General features: G+C 61.6%; 17 protein-coding genes and 2 riboswitches. Of the genes, 7 read left to right on the top strand and 10 right to left on the bottom strand.

Annotated features, from left to right (window positions below):
- Positions 1-124: 124 nt before the first annotated feature.
- Positions 125-1,663: an MFS transporter gene (locus BK667_RS00465; protein ID WP_123596491.1), complete on the top strand. Its 1,539-nt coding sequence runs from the start codon at positions 125-127 to the stop codon at positions 1,661-1,663.
- Between the two features lie 193 nt (positions 1,664-1,856).
- Here the strand turns inward: BK667_RS00465 and BK667_RS00455 are convergent, their stop codons facing one another.
- Positions 1,857-2,267 carry a MerR family transcriptional regulator gene (locus tag BK667_RS00455; protein ID WP_123509525.1) on the bottom strand — a complete coding sequence of 137 codons (411 nt, stop codon included), beginning with the start codon at positions 2,265-2,267 and terminating at the stop codon, positions 1,857-1,859.
- A 77-nt stretch (positions 2,268-2,344) separates the two neighbouring features.
- Here BK667_RS00455 and BK667_RS00450 point away from each other — a divergent pair, with 77 nt between their 5' ends.
- Positions 2,345-3,568, top strand: a complete 1,224-nt coding sequence (locus BK667_RS00450; RefSeq protein WP_123509526.1) for an NADH:flavin oxidoreductase/NADH oxidase family protein — start codon at positions 2,345-2,347, stop codon at positions 3,566-3,568.
- Between the two features lie 96 nt (positions 3,569-3,664).
- Positions 3,665-5,389, top strand: coding sequence for a ubiquinone-dependent pyruvate dehydrogenase (gene poxB / locus BK667_RS00445; RefSeq protein ID WP_123596489.1), 1,725 nt, complete (start codon positions 3,665-3,667; stop codon positions 5,387-5,389).
- Positions 5,390-5,497: 108 nt separating this feature from the next.
- Here poxB and BK667_RS00440 read toward each other — a convergent pair whose 3' ends face one another.
- The 6 genes from BK667_RS00440 to cobW all read right to left on the bottom strand — a co-directional run bounded on the left by BK667_RS00440 (position 5,498) and on the right by cobW (position 14,254).
- Positions 5,498-7,141 carry a phospholipase D-like domain-containing protein gene (locus tag BK667_RS00440; RefSeq protein WP_123596488.1) on the bottom strand — a complete coding sequence of 548 codons (1,644 nt, stop codon included), beginning with the start codon at positions 7,139-7,141 and terminating at the stop codon, positions 5,498-5,500.
- 186 nt (positions 7,142-7,327) lie between these two features.
- Positions 7,328-7,939, bottom strand: a complete 612-nt coding sequence (locus tag BK667_RS00435; RefSeq protein WP_259741105.1) for a vWA domain-containing protein — start codon at positions 7,937-7,939, stop codon at positions 7,328-7,330.
- 53 nt (positions 7,940-7,992) lie between these two features.
- The gene (locus BK667_RS00430; protein WP_123596487.1) at positions 7,993-8,994 is read right to left on the bottom strand and encodes a magnesium chelatase ATPase subunit I; all 1,002 of its coding nucleotides are present in this window, start codon (positions 8,992-8,994) and stop codon (positions 7,993-7,995) included.
- Between the two features lie 80 nt (positions 8,995-9,074).
- Positions 9,075-9,335 carry a DUF3945 domain-containing protein gene (locus BK667_RS34165; protein ID WP_511261939.1) on the bottom strand — a complete coding sequence of 87 codons (261 nt, stop codon included), beginning with the start codon at positions 9,333-9,335 and terminating at the stop codon, positions 9,075-9,077.
- Positions 9,332-13,186, bottom strand: coding sequence for a cobaltochelatase subunit CobN (cobN, locus tag BK667_RS00425; RefSeq protein ID WP_123596486.1), 3,855 nt, complete (start codon positions 13,184-13,186; stop codon positions 9,332-9,334). The genes BK667_RS34165 and cobN overlap by 4 nt, the downstream gene beginning before the upstream one ends.
- 3 nt (positions 13,187-13,189) lie before the next feature.
- Positions 13,190-14,254, bottom strand: coding sequence for a cobalamin biosynthesis protein CobW (gene cobW, locus BK667_RS00420; RefSeq protein ID WP_123596485.1), 1,065 nt, complete (start codon positions 14,252-14,254; stop codon positions 13,190-13,192).
- Positions 14,255-14,350: 96 nt separating this feature from the next.
- Positions 14,351-14,564, bottom strand: a riboswitch (cobalamin riboswitch).
- 176 nt (positions 14,565-14,740) lie between these two features.
- Positions 14,741-14,967, top strand: a riboswitch (cobalamin riboswitch).
- A 118-nt stretch (positions 14,968-15,085) separates the two neighbouring features.
- Between cobW and BK667_RS00415 the strand changes: the two genes are divergently transcribed.
- The 4 genes from BK667_RS00415 to cobM all read left to right on the top strand — a co-directional run bounded on the left by BK667_RS00415 (position 15,086) and on the right by cobM (position 17,249).
- Positions 15,086-15,280: a CbtB domain-containing protein gene (locus BK667_RS00415; RefSeq protein WP_123596484.1), complete on the top strand. Its 195-nt coding sequence runs from the start codon at positions 15,086-15,088 to the stop codon at positions 15,278-15,280.
- 11 nt (positions 15,281-15,291) lie between these two features.
- Positions 15,292-15,999: a CbtA family protein gene (locus BK667_RS00410; RefSeq protein WP_123596483.1), complete on the top strand. Its 708-nt coding sequence runs from the start codon at positions 15,292-15,294 to the stop codon at positions 15,997-15,999.
- Positions 15,996-16,409 (top strand): cobalamin biosynthesis protein, encoded by a 414-nt coding sequence (locus BK667_RS00405; protein WP_123509535.1) that lies wholly within the window; start codon positions 15,996-15,998, stop codon positions 16,407-16,409. Before BK667_RS00410 ends, BK667_RS00405 begins: the two co-directional genes overlap by 4 nt.
- A 93-nt stretch (positions 16,410-16,502) precedes the next feature.
- Positions 16,503-17,249, top strand: coding sequence for a precorrin-4 C(11)-methyltransferase (cobM, locus tag BK667_RS00400; RefSeq protein WP_123596482.1), 747 nt, complete (start codon positions 16,503-16,505; stop codon positions 17,247-17,249).
- A 181-nt stretch (positions 17,250-17,430) separates the two neighbouring features.
- Here cobM and nfuA read toward each other — a convergent pair whose 3' ends face one another.
- From nfuA to BK667_RS00380, 3 genes are all read right to left on the bottom strand, one after another.
- Positions 17,431-18,015 carry a Fe-S biogenesis protein NfuA gene (nfuA, locus tag BK667_RS00395; protein WP_007898222.1) on the bottom strand — a complete coding sequence of 195 codons (585 nt, stop codon included), beginning with the start codon at positions 18,013-18,015 and terminating at the stop codon, positions 17,431-17,433.
- A gap of 57 nt (positions 18,016-18,072) precedes the next feature.
- Positions 18,073-19,107, bottom strand: coding sequence for an acyltransferase family protein (locus BK667_RS00390; RefSeq protein ID WP_123509537.1), 1,035 nt, complete (start codon positions 19,105-19,107; stop codon positions 18,073-18,075).
- A gap of 186 nt (positions 19,108-19,293) precedes the next feature.
- Positions 19,294-21,591 (bottom strand): fatty acid cis/trans isomerase, encoded by a 2,298-nt coding sequence (locus BK667_RS00380; RefSeq protein ID WP_123596481.1) that lies wholly within the window; start codon positions 21,589-21,591, stop codon positions 19,294-19,296.
- Positions 21,592-21,714: the final 123 nt, after the last annotated feature.

Below are 21,714 nucleotides of genomic sequence, written 5' to 3'. Positions count from 1 at the left end.
GGTAATGAAGTCCCGACTGTCAGCTAACAACGCTTGATATCGACCGGGATAAGCTTTCGGTGCATCCACAGTAGAGAGCCGAAGCCATGACCGTCAAACACCTTACTCAAAAGGCAATCACCTCATGAACCGGGTCAGCCCGCGCCTGACGCTGCTGACCGCCTCCGGGGTGTGTTCGCTGATTGTCCTCGACACCAACATTGTCGCCGTTACATTGCCAACCATCGCCCGGGAGCTGGGCGCCAATTTCGCCGATATCGAGTGGGTGGTCAGCGCCTACATGCTGGCCTTCGCTGCATTGTTGCTGCCAGCGGGCAGCATTGCCGATCGCTTTGGCCGACAGAAAACCCTGCTCTGGGGCCTGGGGATCTTCATCCTCGCGTCCCTCGGTTGCGGCGCCGCGCCGAATGCGGTGTTCCTCGATATTGCCCGGGCGATCAAGGGTGTCGGCGCAGCGTTGCTGTTGACCTCGGCGCTGGCCTCGATTGGCCATACCTTTCACGATGAGGTCGAGCGGGCCAAGGCCTGGGCGTTCTGGGGTGCGTGCATGGGCGTGGCGATGACTGCGGCGCCTACCCTGGGCGGGTTGATCACTGAGTACATCGGCTGGCGCTGGATTTTTTACCTCAATCTGCCGGTGGGTCTGCTGCTGATGGCGATGGTCTGGCGCAACGTGCCGGAATCCCGCGACACGCAATCCGCGCGCCTCGACCCGTGGGGCAGCCTGGCGTTCAGTGCGAGTCTGTTATGCCTGATCTGGGGCCTGATCGAAGCCAACCGCATCGGCTGGAGCAATCCACTGACCTACGCCCGACTGATCGGCGGCGCCTTGTTGTTGGGGCTGTTTGTGCTGATCGAACGGATGCAGCAGCGGCCCATGGTTGACCTGCAATTGTTCAAGCATCCGCGTTTTATCGGCGCGCTACTGGGGATGTTCGCCTACGCCGGTTGTGCCCAGGTGATGATGACGTTGCTGCCGTTTTATCTGCAGAACGGCTTGGGGTTCTCGGCCATTGCCTCCGGGTTGGGGATGTTGCCGTTTGCCCTGACGATGCTGATTTGCCCGCGCATTGGTGCGCGACTGGCAAATCGGTTTGCCCCCGCGACCTTGATGGCGGCCGGTCTTGCGTTGGTCGGCTGCGGCAACTTGCTCAGCGCCTGGGCGGTCAATAGCGGCGGCTATCTGCCCTTCGCCCTTGCGATTGCGGTGACCGGTGCCGGGGCTGGGTTGCTCAATGGTGACACCCAGAAAAACATCATGGTTTGTGTGCCACGGGATCGCGCCGGCATGGCCTCGGGCATGAGCACCACCATGCGCTTCAGCGCGATCATGCTGGCCATCGGCGTGTACGGCGCCTTGCTGGCCAGTCACACCGAATTGTTGCTGCGTAACAGCTTGTCGGGGCAATGGCTGGATCAGACCCAAGGCATCGCCTCGCGAGTGGTGGCCGGTGACATGACCGCAGCGCTGGGCCTGCTGCCGGACACCGCGCGTGGCGTTGTCGAACCCTTGGCCCGGCAAGCGTTCGTTGGCGGTTTCAGTTTGTTGCTGTTGGTCGCGGGGTTATTGGCGCTGCTGGGGGCGTTGGTGGTGGGTACGTTGATGCGTAATCCAATACCGAGTCCTTCAAACCACTTATCGGGAACCGTTGCTCGCCAGTGATGACATTGCGTTGACTATCAGGGCCTCTTCGCGGGCAAGCCTCGCTCCTACAGGGGGTCGGTGGTGAACACAGATTTGGGGGGCAACGATACACCCAGTAGGAGCGAAGCTTGCTCGCGAAGGCGGTTTCACATTCAACAGGGATGTTGGCTGGCCCACCGCGTTCGCGAGCAAGCTTTGCTCCTACAAGTGATCAGCGCGGCTGTTTGAACGAAGCCAGCACCCGCTCGGCATTGGCATCGCAGCCCATGCCTTCGGGCTTCGCCTGGATATCTTCGATCACCGCCAACAGCTTCGCCTTGCTCTGGGCCAGATGCTGCTGCATTTCTTCGATCTGCTCGACTTTGCGCGTCAGCCCCGCCAGCAGTTCGTCGTGCTTGAACTCACCGGTCGCGGTGTCCGGCATCAACTGCTTCAACTCTTCCAGGCTGAACCCGGCCTGTTGGGCGCACTGGATCAGGTACAGCGTCTGCAACACCTGCTCGGGGTAATGCCGATAACCGTTGGCCCGGCGCTCGACTTTCTGGATCAGCCCCTGGGCCTCGTAAAACCGAATGCGCGACGGGTTGAAGCCACTTAACTCTGCCAATTCACCAATCTTCATCCCAACCTCATTTGCCTGCTTGACATTAAAGTTAACTTTAAGCTTAGCCTCCACCCATCACTGATGAGGAGTCAAGCATGTCGCCCTTTCAAACGCTGAATTTGCCCAACGGCCAGACCATCGGCAATCGCATCGCCAAAGCCGCGATGGAAGAAAACCTCGCGGACAGGCAGCAGGCCCCTTCGGATGCGCTGTTGCGTTTGTATCAGGCCTGGGCCGAGGGTGAAGCCGGGTTGTTGCTGACCGGTAACGTGATGATCGACCGCCGCGCGATGACCGGCCCCGGCGGCGTGGTGTTGGAAGACGAGCGGCATCTTGAACGCTTCCGCCAGTGGGCAACGATTGGCCGGGCCGGTGGCGCGCAGTTCTGGGTGCAACTCAACCATCCGGGGCGTCAGACCATGGCCAATCTCGGCCAGCAAGCCTTGGCGCCGTCGGCGGTGGCGCTGGACATGGGCTCGTTCTCGAAGATGTTTGCTGAACCCAAGCCGATGTCGCAAAGCGATATCGATGAAGTGATCCAACGCTTCGCCACCAGCGCCGCGTTGGCGGAAAAGGCCGGATTCACCGGCGTGCAAATTCACGCGGCCCACGGTTATCTGCTCAGCCAGTTTTTGTCGCCGCTGACCAATCGCCGCACCGATCAATGGGGTGGTTCACTGGAGAACCGCGCACGCTTGCTCCTTGAAGTGGTGAGCGCGGTGCGCAAAGCGGTGTCGCCGCAATTCTGCGTGGCGGTAAAACTCAACTCTGCCGACTTCCAGCGCGGTGGCTTCGATGCCGACGATGCCAAGCAAGTGATCCAGTGGCTCAACGAGCAGCCACTCGACTTACTGGAATTGTCCGGCGGCAGTTACGAAGCCCCGGCCATGCAAGGCGAAGCCCGGGACGGCCGCACTTTGGCGCGCGAAGCGTACTTCCTGGAGATGGCCGGCGAACTGGCCAGCGTGGCGCGCATGCCGGTGATGGTCACCGGCGGCATCCGTCGCCTGGCCATCGTCGAACAAGTACTCGACAGCGGCATCGCCATGGCCGGGATCGGCACCGCGATGGCCGTTGAGCCGCACCTGGTCAAGCACTGGCGCGAAGGCAAGAACAGCCATCCGCAACTGCCGCCGATCCTCTGGAAGCGCAAACCCTTGGCGGCGCTGGCGACCATGGCGGTGGTCAAGTTCCAGTTGCATCGCCTGAGTCGCGGACACCAACCCCGGCCGCAGGTCTCGGCGCTGTGGGCGTTGATCCGCGATCAGCTATACATCGCCAAGCGCACCCGCCAGTACAAACAGGCCATGGCCAAGTAAACGAGTCTTCACAAATCCCCGGGAGTCATGCCAGCCGTTGAGTTGTCCCTTTTTCTATCCCAAGGGCCACTCATCGATCACTGGAGTACCTCATTCATGGCGAAAATCACCATTGCCCAGCAACTGGCAACCACCCTGGAACAGGCCGGCGTCAAACGCATCTGGGGCCTGACCGGCGACAGCCTCAATGGCCTGACCGAAGCCCTGCGCACCATGGACAGCATCGAGTGGATGCACGTGCGCCACGAAGAAGTCGCGGCATTTGCCGCCGGGGCTGAGGCGGCGGTTACCGGGGAGTTGGCGGTGTGCGCCGGCAGTTGCGGGCCGGGCAATCTGCACTTGATCAACGGGCTGTTCGATTGCCATAGAAACCATGTGCCGGTGCTGGCCATCGCGGCGCAGATCCCCTCCTCCGAAGTCGGCCTCAACTACTTTCAGGAAACCCATCCGCAGGAACTGTTCAAGGAGTGCAGCCACTTCGTCGAACTGGTCAGCAACCCGGCGCAGATGCCGCAGGTGCTGCATCGGGCGATGCGCAGTGCGATCCTCAATCGTGGCGTCGCGGTGGTGGTGATTCCCGGTGACGTGGCGTTGCAGGAAGTCGAAGACAACCTCAAGCCCTGGCCGACCCTTTCCCGGCCGCGCACCCTGCCCGCGCCGCAGGATCTGGATCGACTGGTGGAACTGCTGAGCCAAAGCAAAGCCGTGACTTTGATGTGCGGCGCCGGTTGCGCCGGGGCTCATGATCAAGTGGTGGCCCTGGCCGACGCCCTCGGCGCGCCGGTGGTGCATGCCTTGCGCGGCAAGGAACACGTGGAGTGGGACAACCCGTTCGACGTCGGCATGACCGGGCTGATCGGCTTCAGCTCCGGTTATCACGCGATGCTCAACTGCGACACTTTGGTGATGCTCGGCACCGACTTCCCGTATCGACAGTTCTACCCCACCGACGCCACCATTATTCAGATTGACCACAACCCCGAAGCCCTCGGCCGCCGGACCACCCTGGACCTGGGCATCGCCGCCGACGTTAGCGAAACCCTCGCGGCGTTGCTGCCGCGCCTGCCGTATCGCGGTGATCGAAGCTTCTTGGAATCATCCCTCGAACACTACAAGAAAGCGCGCCAGGGCCTCGACGACCTGGCCCAACCTTCCGCGCCAGGCCGGCCGATTCATCCGCAGTACCTCACCCGCCTGCTCAGTGAACTGGCGAATGACGACGCCATCTTCACCGCCGACGTCGGTACGCCAACGGTGTGGGCGGCGCGTTACCTGAAAATGAATGGCAAACGCCGGTTACTCGGGTCGTTCAACCACGGTTCTATGGCCAACGCCATGCCCCAGGCCATTGGCGCCCAGGCTGCGTTCCCTGATCGGCAGGTGATTTCCTTGTCGGGCGATGGTGGTTTCAGCATGTTGATGGGGGATTTCATCTCCCTGGCGCAGTTGAAGTTGCCGGTGAAAATCATCGTCTACGACAACGCATCCTTGGGCTTTGTCGCGATGGAAATGAAGTCCAGCGGATTGCTCGACACCGGCACCGACCTGCACAACCCGGACTTCGCGGCGATGGCGAATGCCATGGGGATTCTCGGGATTCGCGTTGAAGAGTCGGAAGACCTGGAGCCGGCGCTGCGCCGGGCGCTGGCCCATGACGGGCCGGTGTTGGTGGATGTGATTACCGCGACCCAGGAACTGGCGATGCCACCGGCGATCAAGCTGGAGCAGGCCAAAGGGTTCAGTTTGTACATGCTTAAAGCGGTGATGAGCGGGCGTGGGGATGAGGTGATTGAATTGGCGCGGACTAACTGGTTCCGTTAACCAGTAAGGTCTGCGGCGCCCCTTTCGCGAGCAGGCTCGCTCCCACAGGATTTGCGCAAAACCTGTGGGAGCGAGCCTGCTCGCGAAGGGGCCATTAAAAGCGCCGACTTACCGCCCGGAGAATCGCAGCCGCGACAGCTCCCGCAAATCCCCTTCCACATAGTAATCATTGGTCCAGCTGTCATCCGCCGCCAATGGCGACACCTCTTTCAACGCCAGTTTCTTCGCAAAATAACGAAACCGGTAATGCTCGTAAAACCGCAGCAACTCCAACCCATAGCGATCCGCCAAATCCGTATCGCCGCGAATGATCAGGTAATTCTCGTCATTGCCATTACTCGCCGCCGCGCTGAGGTTATGGCTGCCGCTGATGATGGTCGGTGTGTCGGTGGTGAAGTCGGTGACGATGGCTTTGGTGTGCACCAGCAGGTTGCCCTTCTGGCCTTTCATGTTTTCCTTGAGCCAGCCCTCCAGCCCGGTGTTGAGCAGCGCCGTGGCGGCGAATTCGGCGGTGCGGTCGGCGTGGAAACCGGTGATGCGGCTGACCGTGTTCTGCAGGCCGTAGCGCAGGATGTCGTCGTGGGGTTCGCCGAGCAAGGCGTTGAGGATGTCGTCAGGCAAGGCGAACGCGGTGACGAACAGCACGTCCTTTTTCGCGCCGTTGATGATCTGCACGAACTCCTTCAAATCGCCCTGCCCCGTGCGCGGTGAAAATCCGGCGAACAGCGCTTGCGTCGGGTCCATTGGGTTGTTTTTGGTCAGCCAGGTGCGCGTCGCCCCGACGTCCGCCGGGTTGGCCCAGACTTCTTCGAAGGTTTGCAGGTAACTGGCGCCGATCCGCGCGTCGTCGAGTACATGCACCACGTTGGCCTGGCGGTAGACACCGTTGGGCGTGAAGTTAGTGCTGCCGCAGAGCACGGCTTGCGGGCGATGCTCGCCGCCATCGAGTTTGCTCAGGACGATGAATTTGTCGTGGAAGATGTTGTGGGTGACCCGCCCACGCTTGTTGGCTGCCGGGATTTTTTCCAGGCTGGCCTCGTTCATCGTGGTGTCTTCGTCGTCCGGTTGCGCGTGATACAGCACTCGCACCTTGACCCCACGGGCAAACGCGGCGTTCACCTCGTCGACGATCGACTGCAATTGATATTCGTAGATGGCAATGTCCAGCGCCCATTGATCGTCCACGGCGCGCCGGATAAACCCCAGCAAGCGCCCGAGCAGACCGTTTTCCAACCATTGCTGCGCCGCGATTGGCCACGCTTCGATGGGCAGGCCTTTGTTGGCGCTGATCTGTGCGTCGAGGTCGGGGAATTTGCGCTGAAACGCCTGGCTCGCGGCCACCGCCCGGTTGAAAATCACGCTCTGGTTGCTCGGCAGGCCATCGTCGGAGGTGATCGTCAGTTCGACGAATTCACCCAGTTGCGGCGCATCGGGTGTGCCGTAGGCCAGGTGCACGCGGTAATGCATGGTCGTCCCTGGATTGACCGCGTAATCGGCCCAACGGAATTTTTGCAGCGGGGCGATATCGCTGGGGGTGGCGTGATATTGGGGGAAGGTGTGGACCTTGCCGGGGAAGGTCAGGCTGTTGAACAGGAACAGCCAGGGTTTGGTGCCTGACTGTTTCTCAATGGCAAAACCGAGCAAGCCTTTGCGGCGAGGTTCGGCCAGGTCCATGGCCAACAGCACGCCATTGGTACCGGCGTAGGCTTTGACGCGGAAATCGTCCTGAGGGTTTGCGGCTAGAACGCGCATGGTTCACTCCTGTGAATGGCTGGCTTGCTGAGCATAGGGCAGTGATGCGGATTTGCCTTGATGATCCGGAACCGCGTCGCTGCCAATCGCGAGCAAGCTCGCTCCCACAGAGGATCTTCAGCGTGACGGAGTACCAGTGTGGGAGCGAGCTTGCTCGCGATGAGGCCGGCCCATGCACCACACCTCTTAACCAGTAATCAGATCATCAATATGCCGATAGTCTGCCTTTAGTTCAGTAGCCAACACCCTGGCCCGCCCAAGCCGAATCGGCCCACGCTCAATATCAATCAGCAACCCCGGACACGCCAGCACCGGCAACCCCGGCCATTCCTTCAACCGCCCATCCGTCACCAGCAACAAACGCTGCTGCTCCGCCGGAAAACGCTTCTGCCGAGCGCTCAGCCACTGCCCCGCCTCATGCAGCGCCGCCAGCATCGGCGTGCCGCCGCCCGCCCCCAAACCATCCAGCCAGGTGCGCAAACCGCTGGACGCCTTCAAACCTTGCACCTGCCACTTCGGCGCGTGGCCGCTGGCGGTCAGCAAGGCCAGGCGCGCCCGTTGCCGATAAGCGTCGTCGAACAGCTGCGCAAGCAAGCCCTTGGCGTCGCTCAACGCCTGATGCCGCCGGGTCGACGCCGACGCATCAACGATCACCAGCCACAGTTCGTGGGCCGAACGGGTGCGCAGATGAAACAGCAAATCTTCGTGCTGACGCGGGCGCCCGTTGAGCAACGTGCCTGGCCAGTTGATCGTGCCCTTGGGGGCTGCACGGCGCTTGCCTTGCCGACCATTGTCCAGCCGTCCCGCGCGGGGTTTGGCATTCGCCCCCGCGTCAGATCGAGGGCGAATGCCTAGGGCTTTTTTGGCCAGCTCGGCACGTCACGTCGGGCGCCAACCGGCAGGGCCTGGGCGGGCATTTCGCCCCACTGGCCCTGGCCTTCGCTCGGGCTCGGCGTGTGGGCGGACGGTGACTGCGGCGCCGGTTGCGGCGGTGCGTGGGGATGTTCGCGGCGGCGATGACGCAAGGCAAATTCGGCGACCGCGTCGATATCTTCCTCGGCAATCGCGTGTGCCCCGCGCCAGGCCGCGTGAGCACGGGCGGCACGCAGCCAAACCAGATCGGCACGTAAACCATCGACGCCGGCGGCAAAACAACGCTCGGTGATGTGCGCCAGTGCCACGTCGTCCAGCGGGATGCTCGCCAAGGCAGTGCGTGCCTGCTGGCAGCGTTCGCGCAGCGCGTGTTGCTGGCCTTCCCATTCGGCGCAGAAACTTTGGGGATCGCTGTCGAAATCCAGCCGCCGACGGATGATCTGACCGCGCTCGGCGGGTGCGGTGTGGCCACTGAGGGCGACGTTCAGGCCGAAACGGTCGAGCAATTGCGGACGCAACTCACCTTCTTCCGGGTTCATGGTGCCGATCAGCACAAACCTCGCCGAATGCCGATGGGAAATGCCGTCGCGTTCGATCAGGTTGGTGCCGCTGGCGGCCACGTCGAGCAGCAGGTCAACGAGGTGATCAGGCAGCAGATTGACCTCATCGACATAGAGCACGCCGCCGTCAGCCTTGGCCAGGACGCCGGGGGAAAACTGCGCGCGGCCGTCGCTCAGGGCGGCGTCGAGGTCGAGGGTGCCGACCAGGCGTTCTTCGGTGGCGCCCAACGGCAAGGTGACGAATTGACCGCTGGCAAGCAGGTCCGCCAGGCCACGGGCCAGCGTCGATTTGGCCATGCCGCGCGGACCTTCGATCAACACCCCGCCGATTTTCGGGTCGATGGCGGTCAGGTACAGGGCGAGCTTCAAGTCATCAGCGCCGACCACGGCGGAGAGCGGGAAATGGGGGGTGTCGGTCATTGGGTTTGTCTCGGTTCGTGGTCTTGGTTTTTCGGTGTTATGGGTGTTGGTGGTGGGTCAGTGGGATCGCCCCCCTCACCCTAACCCTCTCCCCAGGGGGTAGAGGGGACTGACCGAGGTGTCTTACGAGCTACATCGACCTGAAAAATCGAGTCGAACTCAGGATTTTTACGAGCTACATCGACCTGAATAACCGAGTCGAACTCAGGATTTTTACGAGCTACATCGACCTGAATAATCGAGTCGAACTCAGGATCTGAACAGCATGGAGATCGGCTCCCTTTCCCCCTCTCCCCTTTGGGGAGAGGGTTGGGGTGAGGGGTGGCTCTTGAAGCGCTCACCCCTCTTCCTCTATATCCAACAACAAATTCTCCAGCGCCTCGCGGTACTCGCCCGGCTCTTTCCACATTCCCCGCTGCTGCGCTTCCAGCATCCGCTCAGTCATATCGCGCAAAGCATGGGGATTATGCTCACGGACGAAATCCCGGGTCGCCGGGTCGAGCAAATACGCATCCGCCAGCAACGCGTATTGGTGATCGTCAATCAGCTGCGTCGTGGCATCAAAGGCAAACAGATTATCCACCGTCGCCGCCAATTCAAACGCACCTTTATAGCCATGGCGCTTCACGCCGTCGATCCACTTCGGATTCGCCGCCCGGGAACGAATCACCCGATTCAACTCTTCCTTCAATGTGCGGATCTTCGGCAAGTCCGGCTGGCTGTGATCGCCGTGATAACTGGCCGCCGCTTCGCCGCTGAGGCTTTCCACCGCCGCGAGCATACCGCCCTGAAATTGGTAGTAGTCATTGGAATCAAGCAAGTCATGCTCGCGGTTGTCCTGATTCTGCAGCACCGCTTGCACCTGGCTCAGACGCTGGGCGAATTGTTCGCGGGCTGCGGTGCCTTCATCGGAACCGCCATAAGCGTAACCGCCCCAGTTCAGGTAAACCTCGGCCAGGTCCTCACGACTTTGCCACAAGCGACCGTCGATGGCGCCCTGCACACCCGCGCCATAGGCACCGGGCTTGGCTCCGAAAATGCGCCAACCGGCCTGACGTCGCGCGGTTTCTTCATCCAGACCGCTGGCCAGCAAGGCTTCACGCTCGGCGCGAACCTTGGCTGCCAGTGGGTTGAGATCGTCCGGTTCGTCCAGCGCGGCGACTGCTTGCACAGCGGCGTCAAACAGACGAATCAGGTTAGCGAAGGCATCGCGGAAAAACCCGGAGACACGCAAAGTCACGTCCACTCGCGGACGGTCGAGCAGACTGATCGGCAGGATTTCGAAATCATCGACCCGCTGACTGCCCGTGGCCCACACCGGACGCACACCCATCAGCGCCATGGCCTGGGCGATGTCATCGCCGCCGGTGCGCATGGTCGCCGTGCCCCAGACCGACAGGCCCAATTGGCGCAGGTGATCGCCGTGGTCCTGCAAGTGCCGCTCAAGAATCAGATTGGCCGACTGGAAACCGATGCGCCACGCGGTGGTGGTCGGCAGGTTGCGCACGTCCACCGAATAGAAATTGCGCCCGGTGGGGAGTACGTCGAGACGACCGCGACTCGGTGCGCCGCTGGGGCCGGCCGGGACGAAACGGCCGCTGAGGGCGTCGAGCAGGCCACGCATTTCTGCGGGGCCGCAGGCGTCCAGGCGTGGGGCGACCACTTCACACAAATTGTCGAAAATGGCATGCACGTCAGACCAACTCGCCCCCTGTGGGAGCGAGCCTGCTCGCGAAAGCGGTGGGTCAGTCACCATTGATGTTAAATGATCGATCGATTCGCGAGCAGGCTCGCTCCCACAGGATTCGGGGTTGCTTAAGGTCTGCGAAATCAGCTGGGCGGCGAACAATTCGAGACGTTCGCGGGTATCCCCCGCCGTACGCCACACTTCATCGCTGACCGCTAGCAACTCATCAGGACGCGCCCCAACCCACGGTTCAGCCAACTCACAATCCAGCGGATCAAACCCGAGCGCAAACGCCTTGGCCAACGCCCGCAACACACTCGATTGCGCGCCCCGCCCATCACCCCGAGGAATCCGCAGCAACGCCAGCAACGTATCAATGCGCAAGCGCCCGGTCGGCGATTCGCCAAAGATGTGCAGGCCATCGCGGATCTGCGATTCCTTCAAGTCACACAAATACGTGTCCAGGCGCGGCAACCAGATCGCCGCATCCGCATCGCTGTCGAGTTTCTCGTCCAGTTGCAGTTCGCGGTCGATGTGGGTGTCGCGCACCAGTTGCAGGATGTCCCGCTGCAACTCCCGGGCGCGGCGCGGATCGAGCAGTTGCGCTTCGTAATACTCGTCTGCCAGCAACTCCAGGTTACGCAACGGGCCGTAGGTTTCAGCGCGGGTCAGCGGTGGCATCAGGTGATCGATGATCACCGCTTGCGTGCGACGCTTGGCCTGGGCGCCCTCGCCCGGATCGTTGACGATAAACGGATAGATGTTGGGCAGCGGCCCGAGCAGCGCGTCCGGCCAGCAGTTTTCCGACAGCCCCACGCCCTTGCCCGGCAACCATTCAAGGTTGCCGTGCTTGCCGACGTGGATCACGCCGTGGGCGCCGTAGGTGTTGCGCAGCCAGAAGTAGAACGCCAGATAGCCGTGGGGCGGCACCAGGTCCGGGTCGTGATAAACCGCGCTTGGATCGACCTGATAACCCCGGGCCGGCTGAATGCCGACAAACGTCAGGCCGAAGCGCAGACCGGCAATCATCATCCGCCCGCCACGGAACATCGGATCGTTTTGCGGCGGGCCCCAGCGTTCCAGTACCGCTTGGCGATTGGTTTCGGGCAGCGCGTCGAACATCAGTAAATAGTCATCCAGCGCCAGACTTTGCATGCACGGGCGCTGGTCGAGGGTATCGAGGTCGTTGCTGACACCGCCGAGCAGTTGCTGGATCAACGCGGTGCCGCTGTCCGGCAGCTCGGCGGGCAGTGGGTAGCCTTCTTTATACAGTGCACGCAGGATATTCAGCGCCGCCGCCGGGGTGTCGAGGCCGACACCGTTACCGATGCGACCGTCGCGCGTCGGGTAGTTGGCGAGGATCAGCGCGATGCGTTTTTCGCCGTTGGGCACCCGCGCCAGATCAATCCAGCGCCGCGCCAGTTCGGCAACAAAGTCCATGCGTTCCGGTTGCGGCCGGTAGCAGACCACGTCGGACTGACTGCGCTCGCTGCGCCAGGCCAGGTCCTTGAAGCTGATCGGGCGGCTGATGATCCGCCCGTCGAGTTCCGGCAACGCGATGTGCATCGCCAGGTCCCGTGGGCCGAGGCCCTGTTCGCTGGCGCGCCAACCGGGTTCGTTGTCCTGGGCGCAAATCGCCTGGATCACCGGGATGTTGCGGCGAAACGGTCGCAAGTGCGGCGCTTCAGGGCTGGATTGAGCGAAACCGGTGGTGTTTAGAATCACCGCCGCTTCCACTTCATCGAGCCAATCCTCGACCACCGTCAGGCAGCCCGGCTCTTTCAAACTGGCCACCGCGATGGGCAACGGGTTCAATCCCGCCGCTTGCAAGCGCTGGCAGAAAATATCGATGAAACCGGTGTTCGCCGCCTGCAAATGCGAGCGGTAGAACAGCACCGCCGCCACCGGTTGATCGGCCTGCCAGTCGGCTTGCCAATCACTCAGTTCAGCGGGGCTTTTGTGCGGGTGGTAGATCGCAGTGCGCGGCAGGGTTTGCGGCTCGGCCCAGGCGTAGTCGCGACCCAGCCAGCGCGTGGCCAGACAACGGAAAAAGTCCAGGGCATTGCCCATGCCGCCCTGACGCAGAAACTGCCAGAGGCGGTCGCGGTCTTCAGCGACCACGGTGCTGAGGTCGCTGAGTTCCGGGTCCGGGCGGTCATCGCCGGGCACCAGGATCAGTTGCACGCCGCGTTCGGACAGCTCGACCAAGCGCTCGACGCCGTACCGCCAATAAGCGATGCCGCCGTGCAGCGAGATCAGGATCACTTTGGCGTGACGCAGCACTTCATCAACGTACAAATCCACCGAGGCGTGATTCTGCACCTGCATCGGGTTGGCGAGGCGCACGCTCGGGTAGTCGTCGGGCAACTGCTGCGCGGCTTCGGCGAGCAGCGCCAGGCTGGAATCGCCGCTGCACAGGATCACCAGTTCGGCGGGAGTTTGTCCAAGGTCGGCAATGTTGTCATCCGACACAAAACCGCCGGGCTGGGTCCTGAGCAGGTGCATGGCTTAAACGCTGAGCGCTGCGCGCAATTGCGCTTCGAGCAGTGCGGCGTCCAGCTCCTGGCCGATCAGCACCAGACGTGTGGTGCGCGCTTCATCGGCGCCCCACTGACGGTCGAAGTGCTTGTCGAAACGGGTGCCCACGCCCTGGATCAGCAGGCGCATCGGTTTGTTCGGGATCGCGGCGAAGCCTTTAACGCGCAGGATGCCGTGCTTGACCACCAATTGCGTCAGCGCGTCCATCAGCAGGCTTTCGTCGGCTTGCGGCAGCTCGATGGAGATGGAATCGAAGGCGTCGTGATCGTGGTCATCATCGCGGTCACCGTGGTGATGGTCGTGATGGCTGTGACGGCTGTCGATGTGCTCTTCGGAACCGGCACCGAGGCCGATCAGCACGTCCAAAGGCACGCGACCGCTGCTGGCTTCGATAACTTTTACGGCCGGCGGCAGTTCTTCGGCGACTTCCAGGCGCACGCGGGCCAGGTCTTCAGGGCTGATCAGGTCAGCCTTGTTGAGGATGACCAGATCGGCGCTGGCCAGTTGGTCGGCGAACAATTCGTGCAGGGGCGATTCGTGGTCCAGGTTCGGGTCGAGTTTGCGCTGGGCGTCTACTTGACCCGGGAACGCGGCGAAGGTGCCGGCTGCGACAGCCGGGCTGTCGACCACGGTGATGACCGCGTCAACCGTGCAGGCGCTGCGGATTTCCGGCCACTGGAAGGCTTGCACCAGGGGTTTTGGCAGGGCCAGGCCCGAGGTTTCGATCAAGATGTGGTCAAGGTCGCCGCGACGGGCCACCAGTTCACGCATCACCGGGAAGAACTCTTCCTGGACGGTGCAGCACAGGCAGCCGTTGGCCAGTTCGTAGACGCGGCCGTTGGCTTCTTCTTCGGTGCAACCGATGGAGCACTGCTTGAGGATTTCGCCGTCGATGCCCAGTTCGCCGAATTCGTTGACGATCACCGCGATACGGCGCCCCTGGGCGTTGTCGAGCATGTGCCGCAGCAAGGTGGTTTTGCCCGAGCCGAGGAAGCCGGTAACGATGGTGACGGGGAGTTTGGCCAGTGTTTTCATCGGATGCCCTTTGGCAAGGTGGCGGGCATACGGGACGACGACCGCAGCGATGAATGCGCGGAAGATTTCGCCACCGGATCACCCCGCCCGGTTGTAGTGAGAATTCGTTTCGAGGCAGGTCTCCTGGCTTTCAGTGCGCCAGCCTTGCGGGCCTGGCATTCGCTGCGCCTTCCCGCGAACCCGTTGCCAGGGTTTGCAGTGGCGTGGCAGCGAACATCACCGTTCACAGTTGCGGGGGCAGCCGCGGCATCGACCGCGTTCCCTTCTTAGCTTCGGCGCGCGCCGAAGAACCTCGAAAGCGCAAGGCTACGCATCGTGTGGGGGCGGGTCAATGTCTTGTGGCGGCCATCCGGACGCCATCGCGGGCAAGCCTTGCTCCTACAGGAGCGCCACCGCCTGTAGGAGCAAGGCTTGCCCGCGATGGCCACACCTCGGTTTCCAACTGAGAACCCCTGCCAATTGACTCCCCCGCCCCGCCCATGCTCTCCTGTACGCCTTGTTACGGGTGCCCTTCACAGGGTGAAACGGGAAACCGGTGAATCATGTGCTTTACTCAAAGCCATGTCAGTCCGGTGCTGCCCCCGCAACGGTAAGCGAGCGAAGAGTCAGATCCACTGTGCCGGCAGTTCGGCATGGGAAGGTGATTCTTGCAGGTCCGGCGCAAGCCTTGACCCCTCGCGAGCCCGGAGACCGGCCCGCAACACAAAGTGACCACTACGATCACTGAACAACAAACCCGCGGTGGGCGGGCGCTGTTTGAATCTCTGCGCGCACGCTCGCAGGGGTTTGCATGCGCTCAATTCACCCGCTGACAGACCAGAGGGACGCGCCATGTCGATCATCAGCAGCACCGACCACAGCAACACCGCCAGCACCACCACAACCCTGAGCCAACGCCTGACCGCCGCCGTGTGTGCGTCGATCCTTGGCGCGTGCCTGGTGTATTTCGCCGGTTTCTCGCACATCGAAGCGGTGCACAACGCCGCCCACGATACCCGTCACAGCTCCGCGTTCCCGTGCCACTGAGACCTGCCGACATGATCAAGCGTATCGCGCAAACCGCAGGTTTCACCGGGCTGCTGGCCGCCCTGCTGCTGACCCTGCTGCAAAGTTTCTGGGTCGCCCCGCTGATTCTGCAGGCGGAAACCTATGAAAAATCCGAGCCTGCGGCAGTGGTTGCTCACGAGCACACCGAAGGCGCCATGGCCGCTCACACCCACGACGCCGAAGCCTGGGAGCCAGAAAACGGCTGGCAGCGCGTGCTGTCCACCACGGGCGGCAACCTGGTCGTTGCGGTTGGTTTCGCGTTGATGCTCGCGGGTCTCTACACCCTGCGCGCGCCGACCAAAACCGCCCAAGGCCTGCTCTGGGGCCTGGCGGGTTACGCGACGTTCGTACTGGCGCCGACCCTCGGCCTGCCGCCGGAACTGCCGGGCACCGCTGCCGCCGATCTGGCGCAACGGCAGATCTGGTGGATTGGCACGGCGGCGTCGACTGCTGTGGGCATCGCACTGATCGTGTTCAGCCGTCACTGGCTGATGAAGATCCTCGGCGTGGCGATCCTCGCGGTTCCGCACGTCATCGGTGCGCCGCAACCGGAAGTTCACTCGATGCTGGCTCCGGAAGCCCTGGAATCCCAGTTCAAAATCGCTTCGCAGTTGACCAACGTGGTGTTCTGGCTGGCCCTGGGCCTGATCAGCGCCTGGTTGTTCCGCCGCAAAAGCGATGGCCAATACAACGCATGACTGACACCAGCACAGCGCCGACCTTAGTGGTCGGCCTGGGCTGCCAGCGAGGCTGCCCCGTCAGCACATTGCGGGCGCTACTCGATCAGGCACTACAGGCGCATCAAATCGAGCTTCATGAGATCAAGGCCCTGGCCAGTATCGACCTGAAACGCGATGAACCGGGCCTGATCGAGTTGGCCGCACAACTTGGGCTGGAGCTGATGTATTTCAGCAGCGCGCAATTGGCCGGGTATCAACCGCAACTTAGCCATCAATCGCAGATCGCGTTTGAACGCACCGGTTGCTACGGCGTCGCGGAAAGTGCCGCCCTGGCCTTGGCTGAGCACCTCGCTCAGGCACCGGCGAAACTACTGATTTCCCGACAAAAATACGCCCAGGCGACCCTCGCATTGGCCAGTGCTGCCTGAAATCCCCGATAATCCCCGCCTCGATCATGAGCAATCTTCATCTGAAGCGTTGCCCAAGCCCTTTTCTGACAGCTCTTTCTTTAGGAACAGACGATGACCGTCTACTTCATTGGCGCAGGTCCCGGCGACCCGGAACTGATTACCGTCAAAGGCCAGCGGCTGATTCGCAGCTGCCCGGTGATCATCTACGCGGGCTCACTGGTGCCTGCTGCGGTGCTGGAAGGCCATCAAGCTGAAACGGTGGTCAACAGCGCCGAGTTGCACCTGGAACAGATCATTGAATTGATCAAGACCGCTCACGCCAAAGGGCAGGATGTAGCGCGGGTACATTCTGGCGATCCGAGTTTGTATGGTGCGATTGGCGAGCAGATTCGTTACCTGCGTGAACTCGACATTGCGTTTGAAATCATTCCTGGCGTCACCGCCACGGCCGCCTGCGCGGCGCTGCTGGGGGCTGAGCTGACGTTACCGGATATCTCGCAAAGCGTGATTCTGACCCGTTACGCCGACAAGACGGCGATGCCGCCCGGTGAAGAACTGGGCAGCCTGGCGCAGCATGGGGCGACCATGGCGATTCACTTGGGGGTCAATCATCTGCAGAAGATCCTGGCTGAACTGCTGCCGCATTACGGCGCGGACTGCCCGATTGCGGTGGTTCACCGGGCGACGTGGCCGGATCAGGATTGGGTAGTGGGTACGATTGAGGATATTGCCGCGAAGGTTGAGGCCAAGGGGTTTCGGCGTACGGCGTTGATTCTGGTGGGTCGGGTGTTGGGGAGTGATGCGTTTAGTGAGTCGTCGTTGTACCGTGCCGGGCATGCGCATTTGTATCGTCCGTAAGGTGATCGTTCCCACGCTCTGCGTGGGAATGCCTCAACGGACGCTCCGCGTTCGGCTTTGGAGGGGACGCGGAGCGTCCCGGGCTGCATTCCCACGCGGAGCGTGGGAACGATCATACTCACCCATAAAAAAACGGCGCTCACGGGGCGCCGTTTTTTTATGTTTGCAGCGAACACCTTACTCAGTAGTAGGCGTTTTCTTTCTGCGTGTGGTCAGTCACGTCACGAACACCCTTGAGCTCGGGAATGCGCTCGAGCAAGGTGCGCTCGATGCCTTCGCGCAAGGTGACGTCTGCCTGGCCGCAGCCCTGGCAACCGCCGCCGAACTTCAGGACGGCGATGCCATCTTCGACCACATCGATCAGGCTGACCTGACCGCCGTGGCTCGCGAGCCCCGGGTTGATCTCGGTTTGCAGGTAGTAGTTGATGCGCTCGTTGACCGGGCTGTCGGCGTTGACCATCGGGACTTTGGCGTTTGGCGCCTTGATGGTCAGCTGGCCGCCCATACGGTCGGTGGCGTAGTCGACGACCGCGTCGTCCAGGAAAGCTTCGCTGAACGAATCGATGTACGCGGTGAAGCTTTTGAGCCCCAACGCGGTGTCTTCAGGTTTTTCTTCGCCCGGCTTGCAGTAGGCAATGCAGGTTTCGGCGTACTGGGTGCCAGGCTGGGTGATGAAGACGCGGATGCCGATGCCTGGGGTGTTCTGCTTGGAGAGCAGATCAGCCAGATAATCGTGGGCGGCGTCAGTGATGGTAATAGCGGTCATGGAAACTCCTCGCAGGCTTGGGCGCAGTTTACGCCAATCATCGCGCCGCACAAAGTCCTAGTATTTTTGTCGGGAAAGAGCCGGCGCCGGCTCAGTGAGCGTTTCGCCGTCGATCCAGGCTTTAAGCCACCGATAGCTGCGTTTTTCCACCCATTCGTAACTTGCCCAGGATCCCAGGCCGATGGTCGCCGCGCACACGACGAACATCACGTAGGGATTTACGCCATAACGCTGTGCGACAAATCCCCCGGCGGACAGCACCAGCACGTGCATCAGGTACACCGAGTAAGAACAATTGCCCAGCAATTCGAACACCCGGTTGTTCTCGAAATGCCGTTCCAGCGCGATGCACGCCATCACCAACACCGCACTCGGCAAGCCCCACGTCAGGAATCGAGGTTGCGGCGCCCAGTGATAAATCGCCAGCAACGCGCCGCCAATTCCCAGCAGCGGCAGCCACAGCCCCGGTTTGATCCAGCCACGACGGTAAAGCATGCCGATGGCGATCCCCAGCAAGAACTCATAAACGATGTCCGAGCGGTAGAACTCGCTGACCCAGCCATAGCCCGTCCAGGCCTGGCACACCGCGAACAGCAGCGCCGCAACGATCAATAACCTGAAGTGCAAGCGGAACAGCAGCGCCCATCCGAACAGCAGGTAAAACAGCATTTCGTAGTTGAGGGTCCAGCCGACGTTGAGGGTCGGATAAATCCCGTAGCCACCCGGATTCTCCGTAGGAATAAACAACAACGACAGCAGGAAATGCGACCAGTCCACGCTCTGATCCGGCAATACCGGCCGGGCAAACACCACCACCAGCGCCATCAGCACGGTGTACAGCCAGTACGCCGGGACGATTCGAAACAGCCGATACAGCAGGAATCGCGCGGGCGGCAGGGATTTGCCTTCGGTGGAAAGAAAAATCACCAGACCGCTGATGACGAAGAAAATGTCCACGCCCACCGCGCCCTTGTCGATGAACATCTGGCCCACCGGGCCGCGGGCGTGGAAGTCGAAGAAAATCTGCATGAAATGGTGACAGACCACCGCCCAGGCAGCGATGGCGCGCAGGGCTTGTACAGAAATCAACATGGATGGCCCTCCGAGCGCGATTCGCAAATCACCGCAAATCCCCTTGTGGGAGCGGGCTTGCTCGCGAAGGCGGTGTGTCAGGCGCTATCAATGTCGACTGAAACACCGCTTTCGCGAGCAAGCTTTGCTCCTACAGGGATTGGTGGTGCATTACAGGTGGGACACCGGGCGATGTTCAAAAGTCGATCAAAGATTCTCATACCGATTCATGTCCAGCACGCCCTCTTCCACCGGGTCCGTTTCGTGGACGTAGGTACTCAGGTCATGGAAGTAAAACCAGAACTGCGGATGACTGCGCCGAATCCCCCAGCGCTCGACAATCTTCTCGAAGCGATGGGCATCCTTGGCGTTCTCCATGGCGTCCACAAACGCCGGCACCTGCTCCGCCGGGATGTTGAACATGAAGTTCGGGTAGCTGCTGAGCACGCCCGGATAAATGGTCAGCGTGTCGAGCCCCGGCTGATAACGCAGGGACTCACCAAGCAAAAACGCCACGTTGCTGTGGGCGCGGTTGCGCAGCAGGCTGTAGATCTCGCGTTTGCCGCTCGCCGTTTCGATGCGCAACAGGGTCGCTTCCGGCAACTGATCGATCACCTTCAAACCCGCCGCCGGTCGCGACGTCAGGCGACTCAGGGCTTGTTCGGCGTTCTGCAACGCCGGATCAATGTTCGGCCGCGAGCAATAGGCGCCGTCGCAACGGTTGATCGGATCAGGCTTGGCATTCAGGTCGCCGTAACGGGCGAGCAACTGCAGGGCGAAATCCCGTTTCGGGTCTTTTTCGTCGAGTTTCAGCGCCGTCGGTTTGTCGTTGTCGATGGCTTCGTAATCCAGCCACATCTTGAACTTGCCGCTGCTCTGGTACCAATCGTCGAGGTAGTCGTTCCGGGAGTCGGCGGGCATCAGGCGCAGGAAATTCTGCTCGGCGCCATTTCGGATCAGGTCGAAATACAGGCGCGTCTGGGCCTGATGGGAGACGTTGCCGAACACATCGAAGTTGACCGCCAACTGGTAATAGGTGCGCTCCAGCAGCGGGTAATCGAACAGCCAGATGGTTTGCGGCACATCACCGATCAGGCCTTTATTCACCGAAGCGCTGTCGAAATGCCGGAAAATGCTCAACAACGCATTGTCATTACCGGCCCACAGGGTCGACCAGCTCGGCGCCGGCGCGTCGGCGTAGCTGTCCCGGCGCAGGGCTTCGTATTCGTTGCGCTTGTCGCGATAGTCGTGCCACAGGCTCAGCACGCTGCCGACATCGTCGTTCTGCCCCGGCATCGCCAGCAGCGGCGTGGCCTGGCCGCGATAGTTCGGGTCGGTGATATAGAGGTCGTGTTCCGGGGCCTGAAACAGCGCCCAGAAGTTATCGCGGATCACGTCGGTGGCGATCTGCCCGCGACACACCGGGCCGCGAATAAAGGTACGCACGAAATACTCGGCGTTATCCAGCATGAACTGATAGCGCGCCTGGGCCGGGATCGCTTCAAACGTGGTGAACGGATTGGCCCGACGTTTCGGGCCGTAACCCGGCAACGCGTTGACCTGCCAGTTACCGCTGAAAAACAGGCTTTTGACCCGCGCCAGCTTCGCCGCGCTCAGCGGATAGGTGATGTGGGTCTTCTGCACGATCACGCCCTGCACCGGCCACAGTCGGTAGTAAACCTGTGTGCCCGGATCGTCGTTCGGGCGGCGCGTATTGATCAGGTCGATCGGCTGACCGGTGGGCGTACGCGAACGCACCCACTGGAAGAAATGCCCTGGCTCCCCGTCCTTGAAGTAGATGTGCGCCAGGAACCAATGCTCAAACAGCCAGCGCCCGACCAGACTGCCGCGAGAGCCGTTAGCGTTGAGCAGGTTTTCCCATTGCACCACCTGCAAGGCTTCCTGCGCGGAAGGCACCAAACCTTGCTCATCAATCGGCGCCCCGGAGGCGAGCCAGCGTTGCAACGTCTGGTATTGCTGATCGGTCAGGCCAGTCACCGCCAGGGGCATGCCTTCTTTCGGGTGGGCGCCGGCATAACCGTCGAATTCCGCCGGCATGGCGCACATGTTTTCCCGATTCAGGCCCAGCACGATGTCTTCCGGCAACTTGGCGTTGGGCGTCAGCGGGGTTTTGTGGCCGAGTTCCAGCATCCGCGCCATCAACGCCGCCTGACTGCCCTGGGCGTCGAGGACCGAATAGAAGTCCTTGTGCTGCCAGGCCCGTTTGCCGAAGGCGTCATAAAACAGCCGGGTCGGCGCGGCGGTGACACTGCGCTCGCCGTCGTAAACCGGAATCTTGGTCGCGCCACGGGCCGCCCCTTCGCCACTGCCCAGGTTGAGCTGACAGGCGGAGTCGTAGCAGGCATGGCAGGCCACGCACTTTTCGGTGAAGATCGGTTGTATGTCGCGCGTATAGGAAATGACAGAGGAGCTTTCGGGACCTTGCGCAGCGGCGCCCCAGCTGGATAGCAGCAATAAAATGCTGACGACGACGCGATACGACATGTCCCTGGTCCCGATCATGGAAAAACGCCGCGATTCTACCGGTCTGCCGTCGCCACCAACATGAGCGATATTCATGCAAAACCTTGGCATGCTCTAAAAGCGCACAGGTTTGCTATTATCCCG

Origin of the sequence: Pseudomonas frederiksbergensis, from assembly GCF_003732705.1 — a bacterium.
Lineage (GTDB): Bacteria > Pseudomonadota > Gammaproteobacteria > Pseudomonadales > Pseudomonadaceae > Aquipseudomonas > Aquipseudomonas frederiksbergensis_F.
Note: the sequence above shows the minus strand (reverse complement) of the source record. Positions and strands in the feature narration are given on the sequence as shown.